This is a genomic window from Klebsiella sp. JB_Kp031 (assembly GCF_040064295.1).
In the GTDB taxonomy this organism is placed as follows: Bacteria; Pseudomonadota; Gammaproteobacteria; order Enterobacterales; family Enterobacteriaceae; genus Klebsiella; species Klebsiella quasipneumoniae.
Map to the genome: position 1 here is coordinate 139,192 of NZ_JBEAJW010000027.1, position 20,412 is coordinate 159,603.

At 58.3% G+C, this 20,412-nt stretch carries 21 protein-coding genes; 5 read left to right on the forward strand and 16 right to left on the reverse strand.

Annotated features, from left to right (window positions below; translation table 11 throughout):
* Nucleotides 1–6: 6 nt before the first annotated feature.
* The 10 genes from ABLV64_RS12460 to ABLV64_RS12505 all read right to left on the reverse strand — a co-directional run bounded on the left by ABLV64_RS12460 (nucleotide 7) and on the right by ABLV64_RS12505 (nucleotide 6,974).
* Nucleotides 7–993, reverse strand: a complete 987-nt coding sequence (locus ABLV64_RS12460; RefSeq protein ID WP_348843284.1) for a glutathione S-transferase family protein — start codon at nucleotides 991–993, stop codon at nucleotides 7–9.
* Between the two features lie 76 nt (nucleotides 994–1,069).
* Entirely contained in the window at nucleotides 1,070–1,462 is a 393-nt protein-coding gene (locus tag ABLV64_RS12465) for a DoxX family protein (RefSeq protein WP_002917920.1), read from the reverse strand.
* A 350-nt stretch (nucleotides 1,463–1,812) separates the two neighbouring features.
* Entirely contained in the window at nucleotides 1,813–2,109 is a 297-nt protein-coding gene (locus tag ABLV64_RS12470; RefSeq protein WP_004206127.1) for a YqjK-like family protein, read from the reverse strand.
* Complete coding sequence (locus ABLV64_RS12475) at nucleotides 2,106–2,504, reverse strand: phage holin family protein (protein WP_004206125.1); 399 nt, start codon at nucleotides 2,502–2,504, stop codon at nucleotides 2,106–2,108. Before ABLV64_RS12475 ends, ABLV64_RS12470 begins: the two co-directional genes overlap by 4 nt.
* 2 nt (nucleotides 2,505–2,506) lie before the next feature.
* Nucleotides 2,507–2,812, reverse strand: a complete 306-nt coding sequence (locus ABLV64_RS12480; protein ID WP_002917916.1) for a YqjD family protein — start codon at nucleotides 2,810–2,812, stop codon at nucleotides 2,507–2,509.
* A gap of 45 nt (nucleotides 2,813–2,857) precedes the next feature.
* A complete protein-coding gene (locus tag ABLV64_RS12485) occupies nucleotides 2,858–3,226 on the reverse strand; it encodes a DUF1090 domain-containing protein (protein WP_004206124.1) in 369 nt (122 codons plus the stop codon).
* Between the two features lie 149 nt (nucleotides 3,227–3,375).
* Nucleotides 3,376–3,753, reverse strand: coding sequence for an EnvZ/OmpR regulon moderator MzrA (mzrA, locus tag ABLV64_RS12490; RefSeq protein WP_072096611.1), 378 nt, complete (start codon nucleotides 3,751–3,753; stop codon nucleotides 3,376–3,378).
* 8 nt (nucleotides 3,754–3,761) lie between these two features.
* Nucleotides 3,762–4,424, reverse strand: a complete 663-nt coding sequence (yqjA, locus tag ABLV64_RS12495; RefSeq protein ID WP_004206121.1) for a DedA family general envelope maintenance protein YqjA — start codon at nucleotides 4,422–4,424, stop codon at nucleotides 3,762–3,764.
* A gap of 341 nt (nucleotides 4,425–4,765) precedes the next feature.
* Nucleotides 4,766–5,542: a transcriptional regulator ExuR gene (gene exuR, locus ABLV64_RS12500; RefSeq protein WP_004206120.1), complete on the reverse strand. Its 777-nt coding sequence runs from the start codon at nucleotides 5,540–5,542 to the stop codon at nucleotides 4,766–4,768.
* 130 nt (nucleotides 5,543–5,672) lie between these two features.
* A complete protein-coding gene (locus tag ABLV64_RS12505; RefSeq protein ID WP_348843283.1) occupies nucleotides 5,673–6,974 on the reverse strand; it encodes an MFS transporter in 1,302 nt (433 codons plus the stop codon).
* A gap of 480 nt (nucleotides 6,975–7,454) precedes the next feature.
* Between ABLV64_RS12505 and uxaC the strand changes: the two genes are divergently transcribed.
* The 3 genes from uxaC to ABLV64_RS12520 all read left to right on the forward strand — a co-directional run bounded on the left by uxaC (nucleotide 7,455) and on the right by ABLV64_RS12520 (nucleotide 11,057).
* Nucleotides 7,455–8,867 carry a glucuronate isomerase gene (gene uxaC, locus ABLV64_RS12510; RefSeq protein WP_004206118.1) on the forward strand — a complete coding sequence of 471 codons (1,413 nt, stop codon included), beginning with the start codon at nucleotides 7,455–7,457 and terminating at the stop codon, nucleotides 8,865–8,867.
* A gap of 18 nt (nucleotides 8,868–8,885) precedes the next feature.
* Nucleotides 8,886–10,373 carry an altronate dehydratase family protein gene (locus tag ABLV64_RS12515; protein WP_017900666.1) on the forward strand — a complete coding sequence of 496 codons (1,488 nt, stop codon included), beginning with the start codon at nucleotides 8,886–8,888 and terminating at the stop codon, nucleotides 10,371–10,373.
* 129 nt (nucleotides 10,374–10,502) lie between these two features.
* Nucleotides 10,503–11,057 carry a YgjV family protein gene (locus ABLV64_RS12520; protein WP_004206116.1) on the forward strand — a complete coding sequence of 185 codons (555 nt, stop codon included), beginning with the start codon at nucleotides 10,503–10,505 and terminating at the stop codon, nucleotides 11,055–11,057.
* A gap of 15 nt (nucleotides 11,058–11,072) precedes the next feature.
* Here ABLV64_RS12520 and sstT read toward each other — a convergent pair whose 3' ends face one another.
* From sstT to ABLV64_RS12545, 5 genes are all read right to left on the reverse strand, one after another.
* Nucleotides 11,073–12,320 (reverse strand): serine/threonine transporter SstT, encoded by a 1,248-nt coding sequence (gene sstT, locus ABLV64_RS12525; protein ID WP_004206115.1) that lies wholly within the window; start codon nucleotides 12,318–12,320, stop codon nucleotides 11,073–11,075.
* Nucleotides 12,321–12,587: 267 nt separating this feature from the next.
* On the reverse strand, nucleotides 12,588–13,559 hold the full coding sequence (locus ABLV64_RS12530; RefSeq protein ID WP_004188496.1) for a TerC family protein: 972 nt from the start codon (nucleotides 13,557–13,559) through the stop codon (nucleotides 12,588–12,590).
* A gap of 272 nt (nucleotides 13,560–13,831) precedes the next feature.
* Nucleotides 13,832–14,821 (reverse strand): Gfo/Idh/MocA family oxidoreductase, encoded by a 990-nt coding sequence (locus ABLV64_RS12535; protein ID WP_135683191.1) that lies wholly within the window; start codon nucleotides 14,819–14,821, stop codon nucleotides 13,832–13,834.
* 73 nt (nucleotides 14,822–14,894) lie between these two features.
* Nucleotides 14,895–15,395: a M48 family metallopeptidase gene (locus ABLV64_RS12540; protein ID WP_023319188.1), complete on the reverse strand. Its 501-nt coding sequence runs from the start codon at nucleotides 15,393–15,395 to the stop codon at nucleotides 14,895–14,897.
* 19 nt (nucleotides 15,396–15,414) lie between these two features.
* A complete protein-coding gene (locus ABLV64_RS12545) occupies nucleotides 15,415–16,017 on the reverse strand; it encodes a helix-turn-helix domain-containing protein (protein ID WP_348843282.1) in 603 nt (200 codons plus the stop codon).
* 43 nt (nucleotides 16,018–16,060) lie between these two features.
* On the opposite strand from ABLV64_RS12545, the gene ABLV64_RS12550 reads away from it, so the two are divergent.
* Together ABLV64_RS12550 and rlmG are read left to right on the forward strand one after the other, a co-directional pair.
* Nucleotides 16,061–16,768: a B3/4 domain-containing protein gene (locus ABLV64_RS12550; RefSeq protein ID WP_154982276.1), complete on the forward strand. Its 708-nt coding sequence runs from the start codon at nucleotides 16,061–16,063 to the stop codon at nucleotides 16,766–16,768.
* An 85-nt stretch (nucleotides 16,769–16,853) separates the two neighbouring features.
* Nucleotides 16,854–17,984, forward strand: a complete 1,131-nt coding sequence (gene rlmG / locus ABLV64_RS12555) for a 23S rRNA (guanine(1835)-N(2))-methyltransferase RlmG (RefSeq protein WP_348843281.1) — start codon at nucleotides 16,854–16,856, stop codon at nucleotides 17,982–17,984.
* 155 nt (nucleotides 17,985–18,139) lie between these two features.
* Here rlmG and ABLV64_RS12560 read toward each other — a convergent pair whose 3' ends face one another.
* Nucleotides 18,140–20,161, reverse strand: coding sequence for an NADPH-dependent 2,4-dienoyl-CoA reductase (locus ABLV64_RS12560; protein ID WP_151628915.1), 2,022 nt, complete (start codon nucleotides 20,159–20,161; stop codon nucleotides 18,140–18,142).
* Between the last annotated feature and the right edge of the window lie 251 nt (nucleotides 20,162–20,412).

Sequence of the window (20,412 nt, forward strand, 5' to 3'; positions counted from 1 at the left end):
GACGGATCAACGGAAGCGCTGGTCGCGACCGTGTGGTTCGCTGAGATCCTGCTGCGGCCCAATGGAGATGATGCCGGTAGGGTTAATGGTTTTATGGCTGCGGTAATAGTGGTGACGAATATGCGGAAGACTCACCGTCTCCGCGATACCCTGCATCTGGCAGATGTCGCGCAGGAAACCGTAGAGATTGAGATAATCGCTGATGCGTCGTTTGTCGCATTTAAAATGGGTCACATACACCGGGTCGAAGCGTACCAGCGTCGTCCACAGGCGAATATCCGCTTCCGTCAGCTGATTGCCCGTCAGGTAACGATGCTGACCGAGGATCTGCTCCAGCCGCTCCAGTGAGGTAAACACCGCATCCACCGCTTCGTCGTAAGCCTGCTGACTGGTGGCAAAGCCGGCTTTATACACGCCGTTATTGACGTTGTCGTAGATCCAGCCGTTCAGATCATCAATTTGTTCCCGCAGCGCCGGCGGGTAGTAATCCCCGGCTCTGGCGCCCAGGCCATCGAAGGCGGTATTAAACATACGGATGATTTCTGCCGACTCATTGCTGACGATGGTCTGCTGTTTTTTATCCCAGAGTACCGGGACGGTGACGCGGCCGGTGTAGTGCGGGTCGGCGTGCAGATACAGCTGATAGAGAAAATCGTGCTGATAAAGGGTGTCACCGGTGGCTTCCGGGAAGCTGTCGTCAAAGGTCCAGCCGTTTTCCAGCATCAGCGGATGGACCACGGAGACAGGAAGAAAGGGCTCCAGTCCTTTCAGCTTACGCATAATTAACGTGCGATGCGCCCACGGGCAGGCGAGAGAGACGTACAGATGATAGCGATCTTTTTCCGCCGCAAATCCCCCTTCGCCACTCGGGCCGGCCGCGCCATCGGCGGTGAGCCAGTTACGGAAGGCGGAAACGGAACGCTTAAAACGCCCACCGGTGGATTTTGTGTCATACCAGGTATCCTGCCAGACGCCGTCGACTAATTGTCCCATCTTTGTTCCTCCTTCTGACTTCAGATAGCAAAAGCGAGGAGTGGTCTCCTCGCTTTTTTCATTCAGTATAGTGCGCTTACCATTTCTTATTCAGTACACGGTCGATGCTGAATGCGCCCGGTCCGGTAATGGCCAGCAGCAGGTAACCGCCAGCGATGGTCAGGTTTTTCATGAACATCAGGGAGTTCACGCCTTCCGCAAAGTTGCTGTGGAACAGGAACGCGGTCAACAGGGTAAAGCCTGCGGTGAACAGCGCGGTGGTCCGGGTCAGGAAACCGAACAGAATCGCCAGTCCGCCGCCGAATTCAAGGAGGATGGTCAGCGGCAGCAGCGCACCCGGTACGCCCATGGCTTCCATATACTGCTGGGTTCCCGCATAACCGGTGATTTTGCCCCATCCTGCAGTGATAAACAGAATCGGCATCAGAATGCGCGCTACCAGTACACCAACATCTTCTAATTTTTTCATTTCTTACTCCAGAAAACCCAAAGGGCGGCGGTTTTGTTTTTTAGCGCAATCCCGCGTAGTTACGCGGTGTTGCTGTCGATGGAGAGGATAGTAGCGAGGCGGAGAGGGAATTGTTAGCAAGGAAAACTGTAGATCTAGTTCAAAGTTTCTGAGTAATCGGCAAAAGGGGGGCGAAAGATTCCTGAACGCGATAGATCACTACCGCTCCTGGTATAGGCCTGGCCAGGCGGATAAGAGGACTGGCTGACCGCGGATGGCGGCCAGGAGGCAAGCTGTTACGAACGGCGTTGCGTATCGGGCGGGGAAGTGGCAGAGCGGGGCGCCGGGAAAAGCGCCCGCGCTCCGCGCGGCTAGCGGAGTGTCGACTGGCGCAGGATCCCGCGGACCAGCCGCCAGGTACTCCATAAACCCAGTCCGCGTTTGGTCCAGCGCATTAAAAAATGCGGGTGCCGTACGGACCACACGGCCATCAGACCGCTGCCTACCATCAGCCACGAACGTAAACTGAGCAGCGTATGCCAGCCTCGGTCTAAGGGCGCAGTCGCATCCAGCCAGTGGCGGCGACAGGCGCTCAGCTCCAGCCGTTGCTGCTGGATCTGGCGCAGCAGCTGCGCCTTTTGCCGTTCACGCTCCTGTCGGCCATTCATGGTTTATCTTCCTCCAGAAGGGCACGGTCGTTCTCCAGCTCTTTTCGCGTCAGGCGCAGCAGCGTGGAGCGTCGCGCCTTACGTAAGGTAAGGATTCCGACAATCGCGGCGGCGAGTAGCAGCACGACGGTGGTGGCGATCATGACGTGCAGGCGGTACTGAGCGTCAACGGCCCAGATAACCAGCACCAGCAGACTCATGAGGCCAAACGCGGCAAACAGCAGCGTCAGTCCGGTCATGATCAGCAACTGGAAGAGGTTGGCTTTCTCCTCCTCCAGCTCCACGACGACCAGGCGCAGCCTTGTTTCCACCATTTCGACCAGCAGCGTAACGATACGCTGGCCAATGGAGAAGACGCGCTGACCCGGCCCCTGCGTGTGTTGTGTATTCGCCATAATCAGCGACGCGACAGCAGGACACCCAGCACCAGCCCGACGGCGGCGCCAATCCCGACCCCAGTCCACGGATTTTCGCGAACATAATCATCCGCTCGCGCGGCGGTCTCACGAGTTTGACGCAGAATCGCTTCGCTGGTCTCACCCAGGCGGGCGCGGCTCTCTTTCAGCGCGCTCTCCGCTTTACTGCGCAGTTTACCCATCTCTTCTTTCGACTTGTCCGCCGAGGAATTCAGTACTTCCTCCAGGGTGTCCGCCAGCGTTTTCAGTTCTGCACGAAGGTCGTCAGTCACATTCTCTTTAGCCATGTCGTTCTCCTGTAGCGTGGTCCGTATTGCGAAAGTTAATGGTGATTAGTAATCCCGAGACTCCAGCGTTTTCAACTCCTGTTGCGCTTCATTGAGTTTATGCTGGCGTTTGTTGATTTTGTCCGCATCGCCTTTCTTCCGGGCTTCCTGCAGATCGCGCTGACGTTCAGCGATCTCTTCCCGCTGTTTGGCAATTTTTTGCTGATGATCGGCTTTGAGTTTACTGTCGCTGCAGTTCTCCCGTACCTGACGTAGCGCGGTATTTAGCCCATCAATGCGACTTTGATTGTGATGCTTTTCGGCATAGCTGATCTCTCGTTGAATATCCTGCTCTTTTTCCTGGCAGGGAGAGGCGGCTATGGCGCTGGCGCTAAGTGAAGACAGGGCCAGAAGCAGAGCGATGCGGTGTTTCATGGATAGTACCTTCCATTGTCTTAGGGTATACCCGGAGGATAAACCCGTTCCCGTTGGTAAACGTGAATGCGTTGATTCACGCAGGTTTAAGCATAGTAACAAATGCGGGAAACCACCAGACTGCGTTGAAAACGCAGTCTGACGGCCGTTTACCCGAGCCGATGCGGCGCGTCGCGCAGGCGGGATAACCAGGCGGTGGGCGAGTTATCGTCCTCCAGCAAGGCGATAATATAACCATGTGGCAGAGCGCGACCGAGAACCTCTTTCGCCGCCGCGCCCTGGGCGGTGGAATCAAACTTAATCAGCAGGCCATCCTTTTGCGGCGTAATGCTCTTGAAGCGGATACCGTTAGCGTCGAGGTGATGCCAGACGGAGAAACCATCCGGCATACTGACGCCCTGGCCAACCGGACGGATCGCCAGCGTGGCCTCCTGCTGCTGCACCGCCAGCCAGAGCCAGAACAGCGCGCAGAGCAAAAGAGAGCCACCCAGCAGCCAGCTGAGCTGGCGCAGGGAAGGGCGTTTTATGACCATCATCAGCCCCGGCTTCTGTATTTTTTCTTCCACAGCACCACCAGCGAGCCGATCAGTCCGAAGACCAACAGCGCAACCGGCAGGAGCATCAGGCAGGACATCAGCTGATCTTCATACTTAAGGAATACCGGGGTTTTGCCCAGCAGATAGCCCAGCGAGGTCAGGATGAGCACCCACAGTAGGCCGCTCATCCAGTTAAAGAACTGAAAGCGGGCGTTATTGAGACCGGAAAGCCCGGCGATGGTCGGCAGCAGCGTGCGCACGAAGGCGATGAAGCGGCCGATCAGCAGCGCGGAGAGGCCATGCTTATGAAACAGGTGATGCGCGCGCTGATGATAGTGAGAGGGCAGATGCGACAGCCAGTTTTGCACGATCCGTGTGTTGCCTAGCCAGCGCCCCTGGATATAGCTCAGCCAGCAGCCGAGGCTGGCGGCGGCGGTGAGCAGCAGCAACGTTTCCGGAAAGCCCATCGCCCCTTTGGCGATCAGCACGCCTACGAGCACAAGCAGGCTGTCCCCCGGCAAAAACGCGGCAGGCAGTAACCCGTTCTCAAGGAACAAAATCATAAACAAGACAAAATACAGCATGCCAATCATGGAGGGATTCGCGAGCGTTTCGTAATCCTGAGCCCACAAGGCATTCAATAACTGGGTTAATAGTTCCATTCACGATTCCTGGTACATCGGTTAACGGCACGTCTGAGCGCGTGGCATGTAGGGCGACAAGATTTTTATGAGATTATGGTCGCTGCTTCGGCGCTCTGAACGCTTCCCTGTATAAAACTGAAGTAAGTCAATACCTACTCCCAGAACGGCAAAATGCATCTAATTGTAACAAATCGCCTGACTTTCCGTCAGAGAAATTGCAAGGTGTTGCTCGTTGATTTTGCTGATTGCGGCGATGTGAGGCGAGAGGATTTACACAGGCTGACACTATATATGTTTTGCTTACCTCAGCCTGCCCGGGGAACAGGCGCGCAGGGGCCGCGCGCCGGGGGGATAAAGGCTTATTTCGCGCCGTTGGCCGCCGTATCGAGATGAACCACCGGGTTTTCGGCAAATAAGTAGCGATCGGCATTAAATTCAAAGTCGTCGCTGGTTTCGTTAAACAGCATTTGCTTGGTATTTTCCAGATGCTGCCACATCGCCAGTTTGGCGGCGTTCGGATCTTTTCGCAGCAGAGCCTTCAGGATCTGATCGTGGTCGTCGCACCAGTTATCGACGGTGCGCAGGTCAATATGCTCATGCAGCTTTTTCCAGTACGGGTTATGCACGCGCTGGGTCCACATTTTTTCCACGATCGCCGCCAGGGCGCTATTCTGCGTGGCCAGCGCCACCTGGACATGAAACTGCAGATCCCACTCGGAGTCGCGGAAACACTTCTCGTTGCGCGCTTTCTCCTGAATCTCCATCAGCTTCATGATGTCCTGCTTGGTCACCTGAGTGGCCGCGAATTCGGCGATATTGCTTTCAATAAGCTGCCGCGCCTGCAGCAGCTCAAAGGGGCCATAGTTGGCGAACTCAAGGCTTTCATCGGCCACTTGCTGGTATTTCGGATGGTTAGAGATAACGTGAATGCCCGACCCTTTGCGGACTTCGACATACCCTTCCACTTCCAGCATGATAATGGCTTCACGAACCACGGTGCGGCTAACGTTTTTTTCATCGGCGATAAAGCGCTCGGCGGGCAGCTTATCCCCTACAAGGTAGACACCTTGTTCGATGCGCGTCTTCAGCTCAGCGGCAAGCTGCTGATAAAGACGGCGTGGTTCAATGATTTCCATATTCGCTCCCGCAAGATGGCGACAATATTCGATTTGTTATACCACTTTTACGCGATTTCCACCACTGGCAGGGATGAAAAAGCCGCCTGAGAAGGCGGCTTGGCAGGCGATCACCTCAGCATAAGCGTCTCTAACTCTGGGTGGCCGGTTTGCGGCTGCTAAGCGGCGGCGTGTCATCGTCAGCCGGTTTGTTTTTCAGCACCGTCCAGATGACCAGCGCGCCCAGCAGGTCAAAGACCGCCAGTACGGCAAACAGCGGGCTGAAGCCGATGGTGTCTGCCAGCGCGCCGACGACCAGGGCGAACATGGTGCTCGCCAGCCAGGCGGCCATCCCGGTCAGACCGTTGGCGGTAGCGACTTCGTTACGGCCAAAGACGTCGGAAGAGAGGGTAATCAACGCCCCGGACAGCGCCTGGTGAGCGAACCCGCCGATGCACAGCAGGGCAATCGCCACGTACGGGCTGGTGAACAGGCCGATCATCCCCGGGCCAATCATCAGCAGGGCGCCCATGGTGACCACCATTTTACGCGACACGATCAGATTGACGCCGAACCAGCGCTGGAACAGCGGCGGCAGGTATCCACCGACGATGCAGCCGAGGTCGGCGAACAGCATCGGCATCCAGGCGAACATGGCGATCTCTTTCAGGTTAAAGCCGTAAACCTTAAACATGAACAGAGGGATCCAGGCGTTAAAGGTACCCCAGGCCGGCTCGGCGAGAAAACGCGGCAGGGCGATACCCCAGAACTGACGGTTGCGCAGGATCTGCCACGGCGACATTTTCTTCGCGTTATTGGTCTGGTGTTGAGACTCCTGGCCGCCAATGATGTAGTCGCGTTCTTCGTCAGATAATTTCTTCTGATCGCGCGGGTGTTTGTAGAAGATCAGCCAGGCGATGGCCCAGACGAAGCTCAGCACCCCGGAGATAATGAACGCCATCTGCCAGCTGTGCATGACAATCGCCCACACCACCAGCGGCGGCGCGATCATGGCGCCGATAGAGGAACCCACGTTGAAGTAGCCCACCGCGATAGAGCGCTCTTTCGCCGGGAACCATTCGGAGCTGGCTTTCAGCCCGGCGGGAATCATCGCCGCTTCCGCCGCGCCCACCGCGCCGCGGGCCAGCGCCAGGCCACCCCAGCTGCCGGCGAGGGCGGTCGAGCCACAGAATATCGCCCAGGCGATAGCGAAGAAGGCATAGCCGACTTTAGTCCCCAGAATATCAAGGACATAGCCTGCGACAGGCTGCATGACGGTATAGGCAGCGGAATAGGCTGCAATGATATAGGAGTACTGTTGGGTCGAGATGTGTAACTCTTCCATCAGCGTCGGCGCGGCCGCCGCCACGGTGTTACGGGTCAGGTAGCCCAGCACGGTGCCCAGCGTCACCAGTGCGATCATGTACCAACGTAACCCTTTAATTTTACGCATGTAAACCTCATCGTCTGTAATTTCTCCGCACCAGGTGCGGCCTCTCCTGACGGCGATACGCGGTCGGGAAAGCGAAACGGAGGGTTCAGGAGGGCGGTCCCCTCTGGCCCGAACCTTACCATCAGTTGTTATGTAAAAAGTCGGTATCCATTCCGTATAAGCCGATGCCATCAACACCGGTAAAGCATTCCGTCGGTTTATATGTTGCGACGGCAGAAAGATAACTTGTCATACAACTTTAAAAGTTGAGTGCTGTCACAAAAGTGGGAAAGTTAGTGTGGTCTTTATGACTGGCGAGGAAAGCCAGATACGGCGCGCCCTGGCGAGACGTTTGCCGCGGACAGGCGGTTTTTTTTATCAGCGTTTATTGATCTAACTCACGAAAAACAGTTCGGCCTGTGGAAATTGGTGTGATAACTTTGTCAGCATTGTAGTCAATCATCTGAAAGGCTCCTGTTCCGGAGCGAAGAGGACACACGAATGACACCGTTTATGACCGAAGATTTTCTACTCGATAGCGAATTTGCCCGCCGCCTGTACCACGATTACGCGAAAGATCAGCCTATTTTCGACTACCATTGTCACCTTCCGCCGCAGCAGGTTGCCGAAAATTATCGTTTCAAAAATCTGTATGACATCTGGCTGAAAGGCGATCACTACAAATGGCGCGCGATGCGCACTAACGGCGTGCCGGAGCGTCTGTGTACCGGGGATGCCTCCGATCGCGAGAAATTTGACGCCTGGGCAGCCACCGTGCCTCACACAATTGGCAACCCGTTATACCACTGGACCCATTTAGAGCTGCGTCGCCCATTTGGTATTACAGGTAAGCTGCTGTCACCTTCCACCGCCGATGAGATCTGGGAACAGTGCAATGCGTTACTGGCGCAAGACGCCTTCTCCGCCCGCGGGATCATGAAGCAGATGAACGTGAAGATGGTCGGCACCACCGACGATCCGATTGATTCCCTGGAACACCATGCGGTTGTCGCCAAAGACACTTCATTTGATATCAAGGTGTTGCCGAGCTGGCGCCCGGATAAAGCGTTCAACATCGAGCAGGCGACCTTCAATGACTATATGGCTAAGCTGGGTGAAGTGTCCGACACCGATATTCGCCGTTTTGCGGACCTGCAAAGCGCGCTGACCAAACGTCTGGACCACTTTGCCGCTCACGGTTGCAAAGTCTCCGACCACGCCCTGGACGTAGTGCTGTTTGCGGAAGCGACCGACGCCGAGCTGGACGCCATTCTGGCGCGTCGCCTGGCTGGCGAAACCCTTAGCGAACGCGAAGTGGCGCAGTTCAAAACCGCGGTGCTGGTGTTCCTCGGCGCAGAGTATGCTCGTCGCGGCTGGGTGCAGCAGTACCACATCGGCGCGCTGCGCAATAACAACCTGCGTCAGTTCAAACTGTTAGGCCCGGACGTGGGCTTTGACTCGATCAACGATCGTCCGATGGCTGAAGAGCTGTCTAAGCTGCTGAGCAAGCAGAACGAAGAGAACCTGCTGCCGAAAACCATTCTCTACTGCCTGAACCCGCGCGATAACGAAGTGCTGGGCACCATGATCGGTAACTTCCAGGGCGAAGGGATGCCGGGCAAGATGCAGTTCGGCTCCGGCTGGTGGTTCAACGATCAGAAAGACGGCATGGAGCGGCAGATGACCCAGCTGGCGCAGCTCGGCCTGCTGAGCCGCTTTGTCGGGATGCTGACCGACAGCCGCAGCTTCCTCTCCTACACGCGCCACGAATACTTCCGCCGCATTCTGTGCCAGATGATCGGCCGTTGGGTGACCGCCGGCGAAGCGCCTGCGGATATCGCGCTGCTGGGCGAGATGGTGAAAAACATTTGCTTTAACAATGCGCGTGACTATTTCGCCATTGAACTGAACTAAGACCAGAGGTCGGTTGATATGCAATACATCAAAATCCATTCGCAGGATAACGTCGCGGTCGCGCTGGCGGATATGACGGCCGGTAGCGTGGTGACGATCGACAATGACCCGGTCACCCTCGGTCAGGATATCGTTCGCGGACACAAGTTTGCACTGCGCGCTATCGCGAAAGGGGAAAACGTCGTTAAGTATGGGCTGCCGATTGGCCATGCGCTGGCGGATATCGCGCCGGGCGAGCATGTCCATGCGCACAATACGCGCACCAATCTCAGCGACCTTGACGCGTATCGCTATCAACCGGAACAGGTTGCCCAACCGCCGCAGCCAGCGGATCGCGAAGTGCAGATTTATCGTCGCGCCAATGGCGACGTCGGCGTGCGCAATGAGCTGTGGATCCTGCCGACCGTCGGCTGCGTCAACGCCATGGCCCGCCAGATGCAGAACCGTTTTCTGAAAGAGGCAAACGGCGCGGAGGACATTGATGGGGTGCATCTCTTCAGCCATACCTATGGCTGCTCGCAGCTCGGGGACGATCACCTCAATACCCGCACCATGCTGCAGAATATGGTTCGCCATCCGAACGCCGGGGCGGTGCTGGTGGTGGGCCTTGGCTGTGAAAACAACCAGGTGGAGGCCTTTCGCGAAACGCTGGGCGAGTATGATCCGCAGCGCGTGCACTTTATGGTTTGTCAGCATCAGGACGATGAAGTGGAGGCGGGAGTGGCGCATCTCCACCAGCTGTATGACGTGATGCGTCAGGATAAACGTCAGCCGGGTAAGCTGAGCGAGCTGAAGTTTGGCCTCGAGTGCGGCGGGTCTGACGGCCTGTCCGGCATTACCGCCAACCCGATGCTGGGGCGCTTCTCAGACTATGTGATCGCCAACGGCGGCACCACCGTGCTGACCGAAGTGCCGGAGATGTTCGGCGCTGAACAGCTGCTGATGAGCCACTGCCGCGACGAAGCGACCTTCGACAAGCTGGTGACTATGGTCAATGACTTTAAGCAGTACTTTATCGCGCACGACCAGCCTATTTACGAAAACCCCTCTCCGGGCAACAAGGCTGGGGGGATCACCACCCTCGAGGATAAGTCGCTGGGCTGTACCCAGAAAGCGGGCTCCAGCCAGGTCGTGGATGTCCTGCGCTACGGCGAACGTCTGAAGGTTCATGGTCTGAACTTGCTGAGCGCGCCAGGCAATGATGCCGTCGCCACCAGCGCGCTGGCCGGCGCCGGCTGCCATATGGTGCTGTTCAGCACCGGCCGCGGCACGCCGTACGGCGGCTTTGTGCCGACGGTGAAGATCGCCACCAACAGCGAGCTGGCGGCAAAGAAAAAGCACTGGATCGACTTCGATGCCGGACAGCTGATCCACGGCAAAGCGATGCCACAGCTGCTGGAGGAGTTCGTGGATACCATTGTGGCTTTCGCCAACGGCAAACCGACTTGTAATGAGCAGAATGACTTCCGCGAGCTGGCCATCTTTAAAAGCGGTGTTACCCTGTAAAGGCGCATTCATATTGGCGCCCGGGCGGCGTTGATAGCGCATTGGCCTGATAGCGCAGCGTCATCGGGTAAGCAGCAGCGGCGTTTCAGCCTGTGAAGCGCCGTTTGTTTTTTCTCTCAGGGAGCTTTCATGACCGCGTATTGGCTGGCTCAGGGCGTCGGCGTCATCGCCTTTCTTATCGGCATTACCACCTTTATCAACCGCGACGAACGTCGCTTCAGGCTTCAGCTGGCGGTCTATAGCGCCGTTATCGGCGTCCATTTTTTCCTGATGGGCGCCGCGCCTGCCGGGATGAGCGCCGGGCTTAATGCGCTCCGCACGGTCATTTCCCTGCGCACCCGCAGCCTGTGGGTGATGACAGTCTTTATCCTGCTGACGTTGATCCTCGGCCTTGGCAAGCTGCAGCATGCTATGGAGCTGCTGCCGATTATTGGCACTGTCGCCAGCACCTGGGCGCTGTTTCGCTGTAAAGGGCTGACCGTCCGCTGCGTGATGTGGTGTTCCACCGCCTGCTGGGTGACGCATAACCTGTGGCTGGGTTCGATTGGCGGGACGCTGATTGAAGGCAGCTTCCTGATCGTCAACGGCCTGAATATCATTCGCTTCCGCCGGATGCAAAAGCGGGGTATCGATCCGTTCAGGGTTGAAAACGCGGTGCAGGAAGAGAGCCCCTCCGCGCGGTAGCGGAGGGGAAAGGCATTAACTGCGCAGGGCGTTTTTCGCCAGCTGGTCGTCTTCCGCCATGCAGGCGGCGGCGGTAAACAGGGCGTCGGTGGAGGAGTTCAGCGCGGTTTCGCAGGAATCCTGCAGCACGCCGATGATAAAGCCGACGGCAACCACCTGCATCGCCACATCGTTCGGAATACCAAACATATTACAGGCCAGCGGGATCAGCAGCAGCGAACCGCCCGCCACGCCGGAGGCGCCGCAGGCGCACAGCGAAGCGACCACGCTCAGCAACAGCGCCGTCGGCAGATCCACCGGAATGTTCAGCGTATGGACCGCCGCCAGCGTCAGCACGGTAATCGTGATTGCCGCGCCCGCCATATTGATGGTCGCCCCCAGCGGAATGGAGACCGAATAGGTATCGCGATCCAGGTTCAGCTTCTCGCATAGCGCCATATTCACCGGAATATTGGCGGCGGAGCTGCGGGTGAAAAACGCGTAGACGCCGCTTTCGCGCAGGCAGGTCAGCACCAGCGGATAGGGGTTACGGCGAATCTTCCAGAACACCAGCAGCGGGTTAATCACCAGCGCCACCAGCAGCATACAGCCCACCAGTACCAGCAGCAGCTGGGCGTAGCCCCACAGCGTTTCAAAACCGGTGGTCGCCAGGGTGGAAGAGACCAGGCCGAAGATCCCCAGCGGCGCAAAGCGGATCACCACTTTAACGATAAAGGTCACCGCGTGGGAGATATCGTTGATCAGGTTTTTAGTGGTGTCGTTACCATGGCGCAGGGCGAAGCCAAGCCCCACTGCCCACACCAGAATACCGATATAGTTGGCGTTCAGCAGGGCGTCGACCGGGTTGGACACCATGCTCATCAGCAGACTACGCAGCACCTCAACAATCCCCGACGGCGGCGTGATGCTGTCGGCGGCGGTGGTTAAGTGCAGAGTCGACGGAAAGAGAAAACTGAACAACACCGCGGTCAGCGCCGCACTAAAGGTGCCCAGCAGATAGAGAAACAGAATAGGGCGAATACTGGTTTTTTGTCCGTGCTGATGGTTGGCGATCGAGGCCATGACGAGCATCAATACCAGCACCGGCGCTACCGCCTTTAACGCGCCGACGAACAGGGTCCCCAGCAGGCCGACGGCGATAGCCGCTGGCTTAGAGACCAGCGCCAGCAGCACGCCAAGCACCAGGCCGATTAAAATTTGTTTCACCAGGCTGCCTTGCGCCAGGCGGGAGAGCCACCCTGATGGGGGAGTGCGTGTTGTCATAATTCATTCCTTCCAGTGATGTAGCAAGCCATCCCAGCCACGTATTATTTGTTACGTTTATGTCAGGATGTAAATAGATGTTTGCATAGCCGAGTATACGGAAAGAAAGCCTGGCGGGAAGCGTAAAATACTGTGATTTTAATCTGGATCTTATTTTTTAACTACGCAGTAACATAATTGTGACATGAGCAGGCATTCTCGTTATGAGAAGGTCTGCTATAGCCGATTACCGCGCCGCCAGCGGGAGCCGACGGCGCGCCAGGCAGGTTATTCAGGCAGTTTGCGCTGCTTGTCGTGCTGCTTGTTGACCCAGGCGTTAATCAACAGCGTGACGGTCAGGATGCCGCCCACGACCCCCAGCGAGATGGCGACCGGGATATGGTAGAAGTCGACGATCAGCATCTTCACGCCAATAAACACCAGGATCACCGACAGGCCATATTTGAGCATCGAGAAGCGCTCAGCGACCCCCGCCAGCAGGAAGTACATGGCGCGCAGGCCGAGAATGGCAAACAGGTTCGAGGTCAGCACGATAAACGGGTCGGTGGTGACCGCGAAGATCGCCGGGATACTGTCGACGGCGAATATCACATCGCTCAGCTCGACCAGAATCAACACCAGCAGCAGCGGCGTGGCGAACAGCACCCCGTTTTTACGGGTGAAGAAGCGCTCGCTCTCGATTTTATCGGTCATTCGCAGATGGCTGCGGATCCAGCGCACCAGCGGTTTGTCGCCGATGCCGGAATCATCCTCTTTCGCCAGCGCCATCTTCACGCCGGTAAACAGCAGGAAGGCGCCGAAGACGTACAACAGCCAGTCGAACTGGGAGATAAGCCAGCTGCCGGCGAAGATCATAATGGTGCGCAGAACAATCGCCCCGAGGACGCCATACACCAGCACCCGGCGCTGCAGAGCAGGCGGCACGGCGAAGTAGCTGAACAGCATCAGCCAGACGAAGACGTTATCGACCGCCAGCGCTTTTTCAATCAGATAACCGGTGAGGAAGGCCAGGGCCTGCGGATCGGCGACGGCGCGGCCCTGGGTTTGCACCAGATACCACCAGAACGCGGCGTTGAACAACAGAGAAAGTGTGACCCAGAGGATAGACCAGCCAGCGGCCTGCTTCATGGTCATGCTATGCGAACCGCGTCGTCCCTGAAGCAGCAGGTCGATCGCCAACATGATCGCGACGACGACAGCGAATCCACCCCATAGCAACGGCGTGCCGACAGTATTCATTTGATATTCCTTACATAAAAACAAAAACGGCTGACGTCGGAAGACGGCAGCCGCTGCGCTTTTATGCATAGACCTCGCCTTCCGGCAAGGTCTCACTTACAACAACCAAAGTTCATCGCGATGGGCTTTGGTGATTGCCCGGCGACCGGATGCGGTATTACACGCATCGTAATGACGATCGGCCGGCAAGGAAGTTACTCCCCTTTGCTCGTAACAAAATATGTCACGAGGCGGTTTTCGTCAATGGCGGCCAGACGGGCCTTTACACTCTTTTACGCCAGCGGCTGCGTATCGGCCGGGAAGATCACCCCGGTCTGGCGACGAATTTCGCTCGACAGTTTCGCCGTGATACGGCTCACAGCCAGGCCCGGATGGTCGACATCCTCTGTTTCCACCAGCCGCGCGAAGGTCTCCGCCTCATACAGCATAGTATTGATATGCTGCGGCTGCGTCAGGTCCTGGGCTTTGCCGCCGCGCGGCACAAACGCCAGCTTCTGGCACTCGGAGATTTTTTCGATCACCAGTACCCCCTCTTCCCCCTGAATTTCGCTGGGGATCGCCGAGTCGCTCACCTTGGAGTGATGCAGCGTCACGTCGAAGTCGTCATAGCACAGCACCACGGTGCCCTGGGCGTCCACGCCGCTGTCCAGCAGGCTGGCGGTGGCATGAACGGCCCGCGGTTCGCCCCACAGCGCCACAGCGGACGCCAGGCAATAGAAGCCGATATCCATAATCGAACCGTTGGAGAACGCCGGATTAAAGGTGTTGGGGTTTTCCCCGTCGAGGTAGCGCTGGTAGCGCGAAGAGTACTGGCAGTAGTTAATGAAGGCTTTACGCAGTTTACCCACTTTGCCGAGGGTTTCCTTCAGCAGCAAAAAGTTGGGCAGGCTGGCGGTTTTGAAGGCTTCAAACAGCACCACGTGGTTGGCTTTCGCCACCGCGATGGCCGCCTCGACCTCCTGTAGATTCGACGCCAGCGGTTTTTCGCAAATGACGTGCTTCTTGTGGCTCAGGAACAGCCGCGTCTGCGGGAAGTGCAGGGAGTTCGGGCTGGCGATATACACCGCATCAATGGCGTCGCTTTGCGCCAGCGCCTCCAGCGAGGTATACAGATGCTCGACCGGATAGTCATTGGCGAAGGCTTGCGCCTGTTCGAGGCTGCGGGAGTAGATGGCGGTAAGTTTATATTTGCCGGTTTCATGGGCGGCATCGACAAACTGCTTAGTGATCCAGTTTGTGCCAACAACTGCGAAACGTATCATAAACGGTGACGAACTCCATTAAAGGGAACCTGTCGCCACTCTATCATGCCCCCATGACAAAACCAGTGCGTGACTACGCAGAACGCTTCAACGAAAGGTGCGTCAGCCACAGGCGGGTGTCGAACTCCAGCTGGTGGTATTGCGGCTCCATATGGCAGCACAGCTGATAGAAAGCCTTGTTGTGATCCTTCTCTTTCAGATGCGCCAGCTCATGAACCACGATCATGCGCAGAAAGGCCTCCGGCGCGTCGCGAAATACCGTTGCCACGCGGATCTCCGCTTTGGCTTTCAGCTTGCCGCCCTGAACGCGGGAAATGGCGGTATGCAGGCCGAGCGCATTGTTCAGCACGTGGATCTTACTGTCATACATCACTTTGTTGATCGGCGCCGCGCCGCGCAGAAAGCGGTTTTTCAAGTCCTGGGTGTACTGATATAGCGCTTTATCGCTGTTAACGTCGTGCCCTTGCGGATAGCGCTTTTGCAGCACCTCGCCGAGGCGGTCTTGCTCGATTAACGTGGTCACCTGCGCCAGCAGCGATTCAGGATAGCCCTGTAAATAAATGAGTTTTGTCATCGTCTTATCATTACGTCTGTCAGGAGGGCAGTTCAGCCACGGTCATGGTAAAGACCAGCGGCGCGGGTCCCGCATTCCGGTACCCGTGCTCTGTTTCGGTACGGGCCACCGCGGATTCTCCGACCGCCACCGTGCGGCAGGTCTCGCCAAGCGTCAGCGTCAGCGCGCCGGCTTCCACGTGCAGCAGCTCGAAGGTCGTCGCCGGGTGGCCGGGCGAGGTAAAGGCTTCGCCGGGCTGCATCTCCCAGCGCCACAGCTCAATCATATTCGGCCCGGCGGTGCCGGCGAGAAGCCTGGCGCTGCCTCCCAGCGGGCCTTGCCAGAGGGTGGGGATCTGCTCGGCGGGAATAATATGCAACGCGGGTTCGCTTGCCACTTTGACGATATCCGCCACCGAAACGCCCAGCGCGGCGGCGAGTTTGCAGAGGATCGCAATGCTGGGGTTGGCGGCCTCTTTTTCCATCTCGACCAGCATACCTTTGCTGATGCTGGCCCGGCGCGATAGCTCGTCCAGCGACATTTTTTTCGCTTTACGGTAGGCCTTCAGCCGCGTGGCGACGGCGCGACTTACCTGGTCGACATCAGCTCCTGAATCGGTCGTTATATTGACTTTTACGTTCATTGGTCACTATGATGAAACAAATTGGTCATTACAGGATTATCGAATGCGTAGCGTAACGCCGTCAATCGAATCTGCGGTCAGCCGCCTGGCGCCGGGCTTTCGGGCATTAAGTATTGTGGTGGAGAGTGCGCCGGTGGCCAACCCCGCCATCGCGGAGCAGGCGCTGGCCGAGGCCTGCCAGGCGGTGCAGCAGGATGATGTGCCCTGGGCGCAAGCGCACCTGGCGGCATGGGATGAAGCCTTCAGCGCCTTCGGCGCGAAGGCGAAACGTACCCCCTGTTCGGCGCAGGCGCTGCGCAAGCGGGTGCGGAAAGAGGGGAGCCTGCCGGCCATCGATCCGGTAGTGGATATCTACAACGCGATCAGCATTCGCTATGCCGTCCCGGTCGGTGGGGAAAATCTGGCCGCCTACCGTGGCGAACCGCGGCTGGCCATTGCCCGCGGCGATGAGCCATTCGATACGCTAAAATCGGCAGAGCCGGTGGTGGAATATCCGGAGCCGGGCGAAGTCATCTGGCGGGATGATATAGGCGTAACCTGCCGACGCTGGAACTGGCGACAGGGCGTACGTACCCGGCTGGACAGCGGCGCGCATACGATGTGGTTTATTCTCGAAAGCCTGCCGGCGATGCCGTTGTCGGCCCTGCAAGAGGCGGGAGAGCGGCTGGTAGGCTATCTGCAGCAGCTGATGCCCGGTGCCCGCGCGTCGATAACGCTGCTGCAAGCCGATGGCGAGGGCGATCTACGCTGAGCGGCGATGATCAGCGATCTCTCTTCAACTGGACAGGATTTGCGTATAAACTCGCGGGTTTTACTATTCCGGAGGCGGAGAGGCGATGAGCCAGGCAGAGTTAAACGGTGAGTTATTCACATTAGAGCGGTTCCCACCTAACGCTGTCGAAGAAGCGCTTCAGGCGTGGGAAGCGGCGGATGAATATCTGCTGCAACAGGTGAATGACGTCGACGGCCTGACGCTCATCTTCAACGACGGCTTCGGCGCGCTCGCCTGCGCGCTGGCGGAGCGCAACCCCGTCAGCATCAACGATTCCTTTATTTCCGAGCTGGCGACCCGCCACAACCTGCGGATGAACGGCATTGATGAAGAGAGCGTGCGCTTTCAGGATAGCCTGAGCCCGCTGCCGGCCGCGCCGGCGCTGGTGCTGATTAAGGTGCCAAAGCAGCTGGCGCTGCTGGAACAGCAGCTGCGCGCCCTGCGCCAAGTGGTGACGCCGGAAACCCGTATTATCGCCGCGGCGAAAGCCCGCGATGTGCATAACTCGACGCTGGCGCTGTTTGAAAAAATTCTCGGTACCACCACCACCTCGCTGGCATGGAAAAAAGCGCGTCTGATCCACTGCGTTTTCACCGCCCCTGAGCTGGCCGATGCGCCGCAAACCTACAGCTGGAAGCTGGACGGCACGCCGTGGACCATCCACAACCATGCCAACGTTTTTGCCCGCAGCGGTCTGGATATCGGCGCGCGCTTCTTCCTGCAGCATTTACCGTCTAATTTAGAAGGCGAGATCGCCGATCTCGGCTGCGGCAACGGGGTGATTGGCCTGCAGGCGCTGGCGCAGAACCCGAACGCGCGGGTCATGTTCACCGATGAGTCGCACATGGCGGTGGCTTCCAGCCGGTTGAACGTCGAGCACAACCTGCCGGACGATATCGACCGCTGTGAATTTATGGTCAACAACTCGCTCTCCGGCATTGAGCCGGACCGCTTTACGGCGATCCTGTGCAATCCGCCGTTCCATCAGCAGCACGCCATTACCGACCATATTGCCTGGCAGATGTTTAACGACGCCCGCCGCAGCCTGAAATACGGCGGCGAGCTGTACGTCGTCGGCAACCGCCACCTCGATTACTTCCGTAAGCTGAAGCGCGCGTTTGGTAATTGCACGACGATTGCGACGAACAATAAGTTCGTCATTTTGAAAGCGACCAAGGTGCGTAAGCAGCGCTGATTCGTGTTGCTGTTTCCCCGGCTTGCGGCTGTCGCCTTAGCCGGGCTACCGACTGTCGCCTTAGCCGGGCTACCGACTGTCGCTTTAGCCGGGCTAGCGTGCGGGATTATCGTGGTAGCCCGGGGAAGGCGCATCGCGCCGCCCCCTGGACACGGCTAAATCGTCAGCGCCAGCTTCGTGCCCTGGGCAATCGCCCGGCGCGCATCCAGCTCCGCCGCCACGTCGCAGCCGCCGATCAAATGCACCGTTTTCCCTGCCGCGCGCAGCGGTTCCGCCAGCTCGCGGCGCGGCTCCTGACCGGCGCAGACAATCACATGATCCACCGCCAGCAGCTGGCGTTCGCCGCCGATAGTCACATGTAACCCCTCATCATCGATCTTCTCATAGCTGACCCCCGGGATCATTTTCACGCCGCGCGCCAGCAGCGTCGCGCGATGGATCCAGCCGGTGGTTTTGCCGAGCCCTTCGCCCGGTTTGCTCGCTTTGCGCTGCAGCATCACAATTTGTCGCGGGCTTTGACTCAGTTGCGGGCCCTCAGGACTCAGCCCTCCCGCCGTTTGCAGGCTGGTATCGATACCCCATTCGCGGCAGAACTCGCCGATATCCTGGCTGGTGGCCACGCCCGACTGGCTTAGGTACATCGCGGTGTCGAAGCCGATGCCGCCGCAGCCGATGATCGCCACCTTCGCGCCAACCGGCGCTTTGTCGCGCAAGACATCCAGGTAGCTGAGCACCTTGGGATGATCGATCCCGGCGATCGCCGGCAGGCGCGGGGCGATACCGGTGGCGAGGATCGTCTCATCGAAAGCCAGCAGATCATCTGCCGTAACGCGGGTGTTCAGGCGCAGATCGACGCCGTTAAGATCGAGCATGGTGCGGTAGTAACGCAGCGTCTCGTGGAACTCCTCTTTGCCAGGGATCTGTTTGGCGATATTAAACTGGCCGCCGATCTCCGGCAGCGCATCGAACAACGTGACCTGATGGCCACGGGCGGCGGCGTTAACGGCAAAGGCCAGACCGGCCGGCCCGGCGCCGACCACCGCCAGCCGTTTAGGCGCGTTGGCAGGCAGGACCGGCATCAGGGTTTCATGACAGGCGCGCGGGTTGACCAGACAGGAGGTGACTTTGCCGACGAAGATCCGATCGAGACACGCCTGGTTGCAGCCGATGCAGGTGTTGATCTGATCGGCACGATCGTTCTGCGCTTTTGACATAAATTCGGCGTCGGCGAGGAACGGGCGGGCCATCGATACCATATCGGCATCGCCGCGGGCGAGAATATCCTCCGCGACCTGCGGATCGTTGATGCGGTTGGTGGTGATCAGCGGGATCGACACCGCGCCTTTCAGCTTGCGGGTGACCCAGCTAAAGGCGCCGCGCGGTACCGGCGTGGCGATGGTTGGAATGCGCGCTTCGTGCCAGCCGATCCCGGTGTTGATGATGGTCGCTCCCGCCGCTTCAATCGCTTTGGCCAGTTCAGTGACTTCCGCCAGCGTGCTGCCGTCGTTGACCAGATCGAGCATCGATAGGCGGTAGATGATAATGAAATCGTGACCGGCGCGCTGGCGCACGGCCTTGACCACTTCAACGGCGAATCGCATACGGCGCGCGTAATCGCCGCCCCATTGATCGCTGCGCTGGTTAGTGCGCGCGGCGAGGAATTCGTTAATCAGATAGCCCTCAGAGCCCATCACCTCGACGCCGTCATAGCCCGCTTCCCGCGCCAGCTGGGCGCAGTGGGCAAAATCATCGATCAGCGTGAGGATCTCGTCGTGGCTCAGCTCATGAGGGGTGAACCGGTTTATCGGCGCCTGCAGAGGCGAAGGGGCGACCAGCGCGGGCTGGTAGCTGTAGCGCCCGGTGTGCAGGATCTGCAGGGCGATTTTACCGCCTTCCTGATGTACCGCGTCGGTGATCTGGCGATGATGCGCCAGATGGCTGGCATCGTTGAGCACCGCGCCGCCGGCCATGGTCACCCCGGACGGGGCGGGAGCGATGCCGCCGGTGACGATCAGCGCCACGCCGTGACGCGCGCGCTCGGCGTAAAAGGCCGCTAACCGCTGCGCGCCGTCGGGCAGTTCTTCCAGACCGGTATGCATGGAGCCCATCAACACGCGGTTTTTAAGGGTGGTGAAGCCCAGCTCAAGCGGGGCGAAAAGCGACGGATAGCGGCTCATAATGGCTTCCAATGTAAAATTATTGTTATGTGGTCGGATGAGTTACTAATTTAGCCGTCGTGGAGAAAAAGGGAAAAGGGGAGTGCGGTGATTGTGATGGGATTCAAAGAACGGCGAAGCGTTGCCCCTCACCCCGGCCCTCTCCCAAAGGGAGAGGGAGAAAGGCGGACCAGCACTGGTATTCAGGCTTGCGCCAGACGGTTCCTTCTCCCGCCGGGAGAGGGTTAGGGTGAGGGCGAAGACGGGCACCG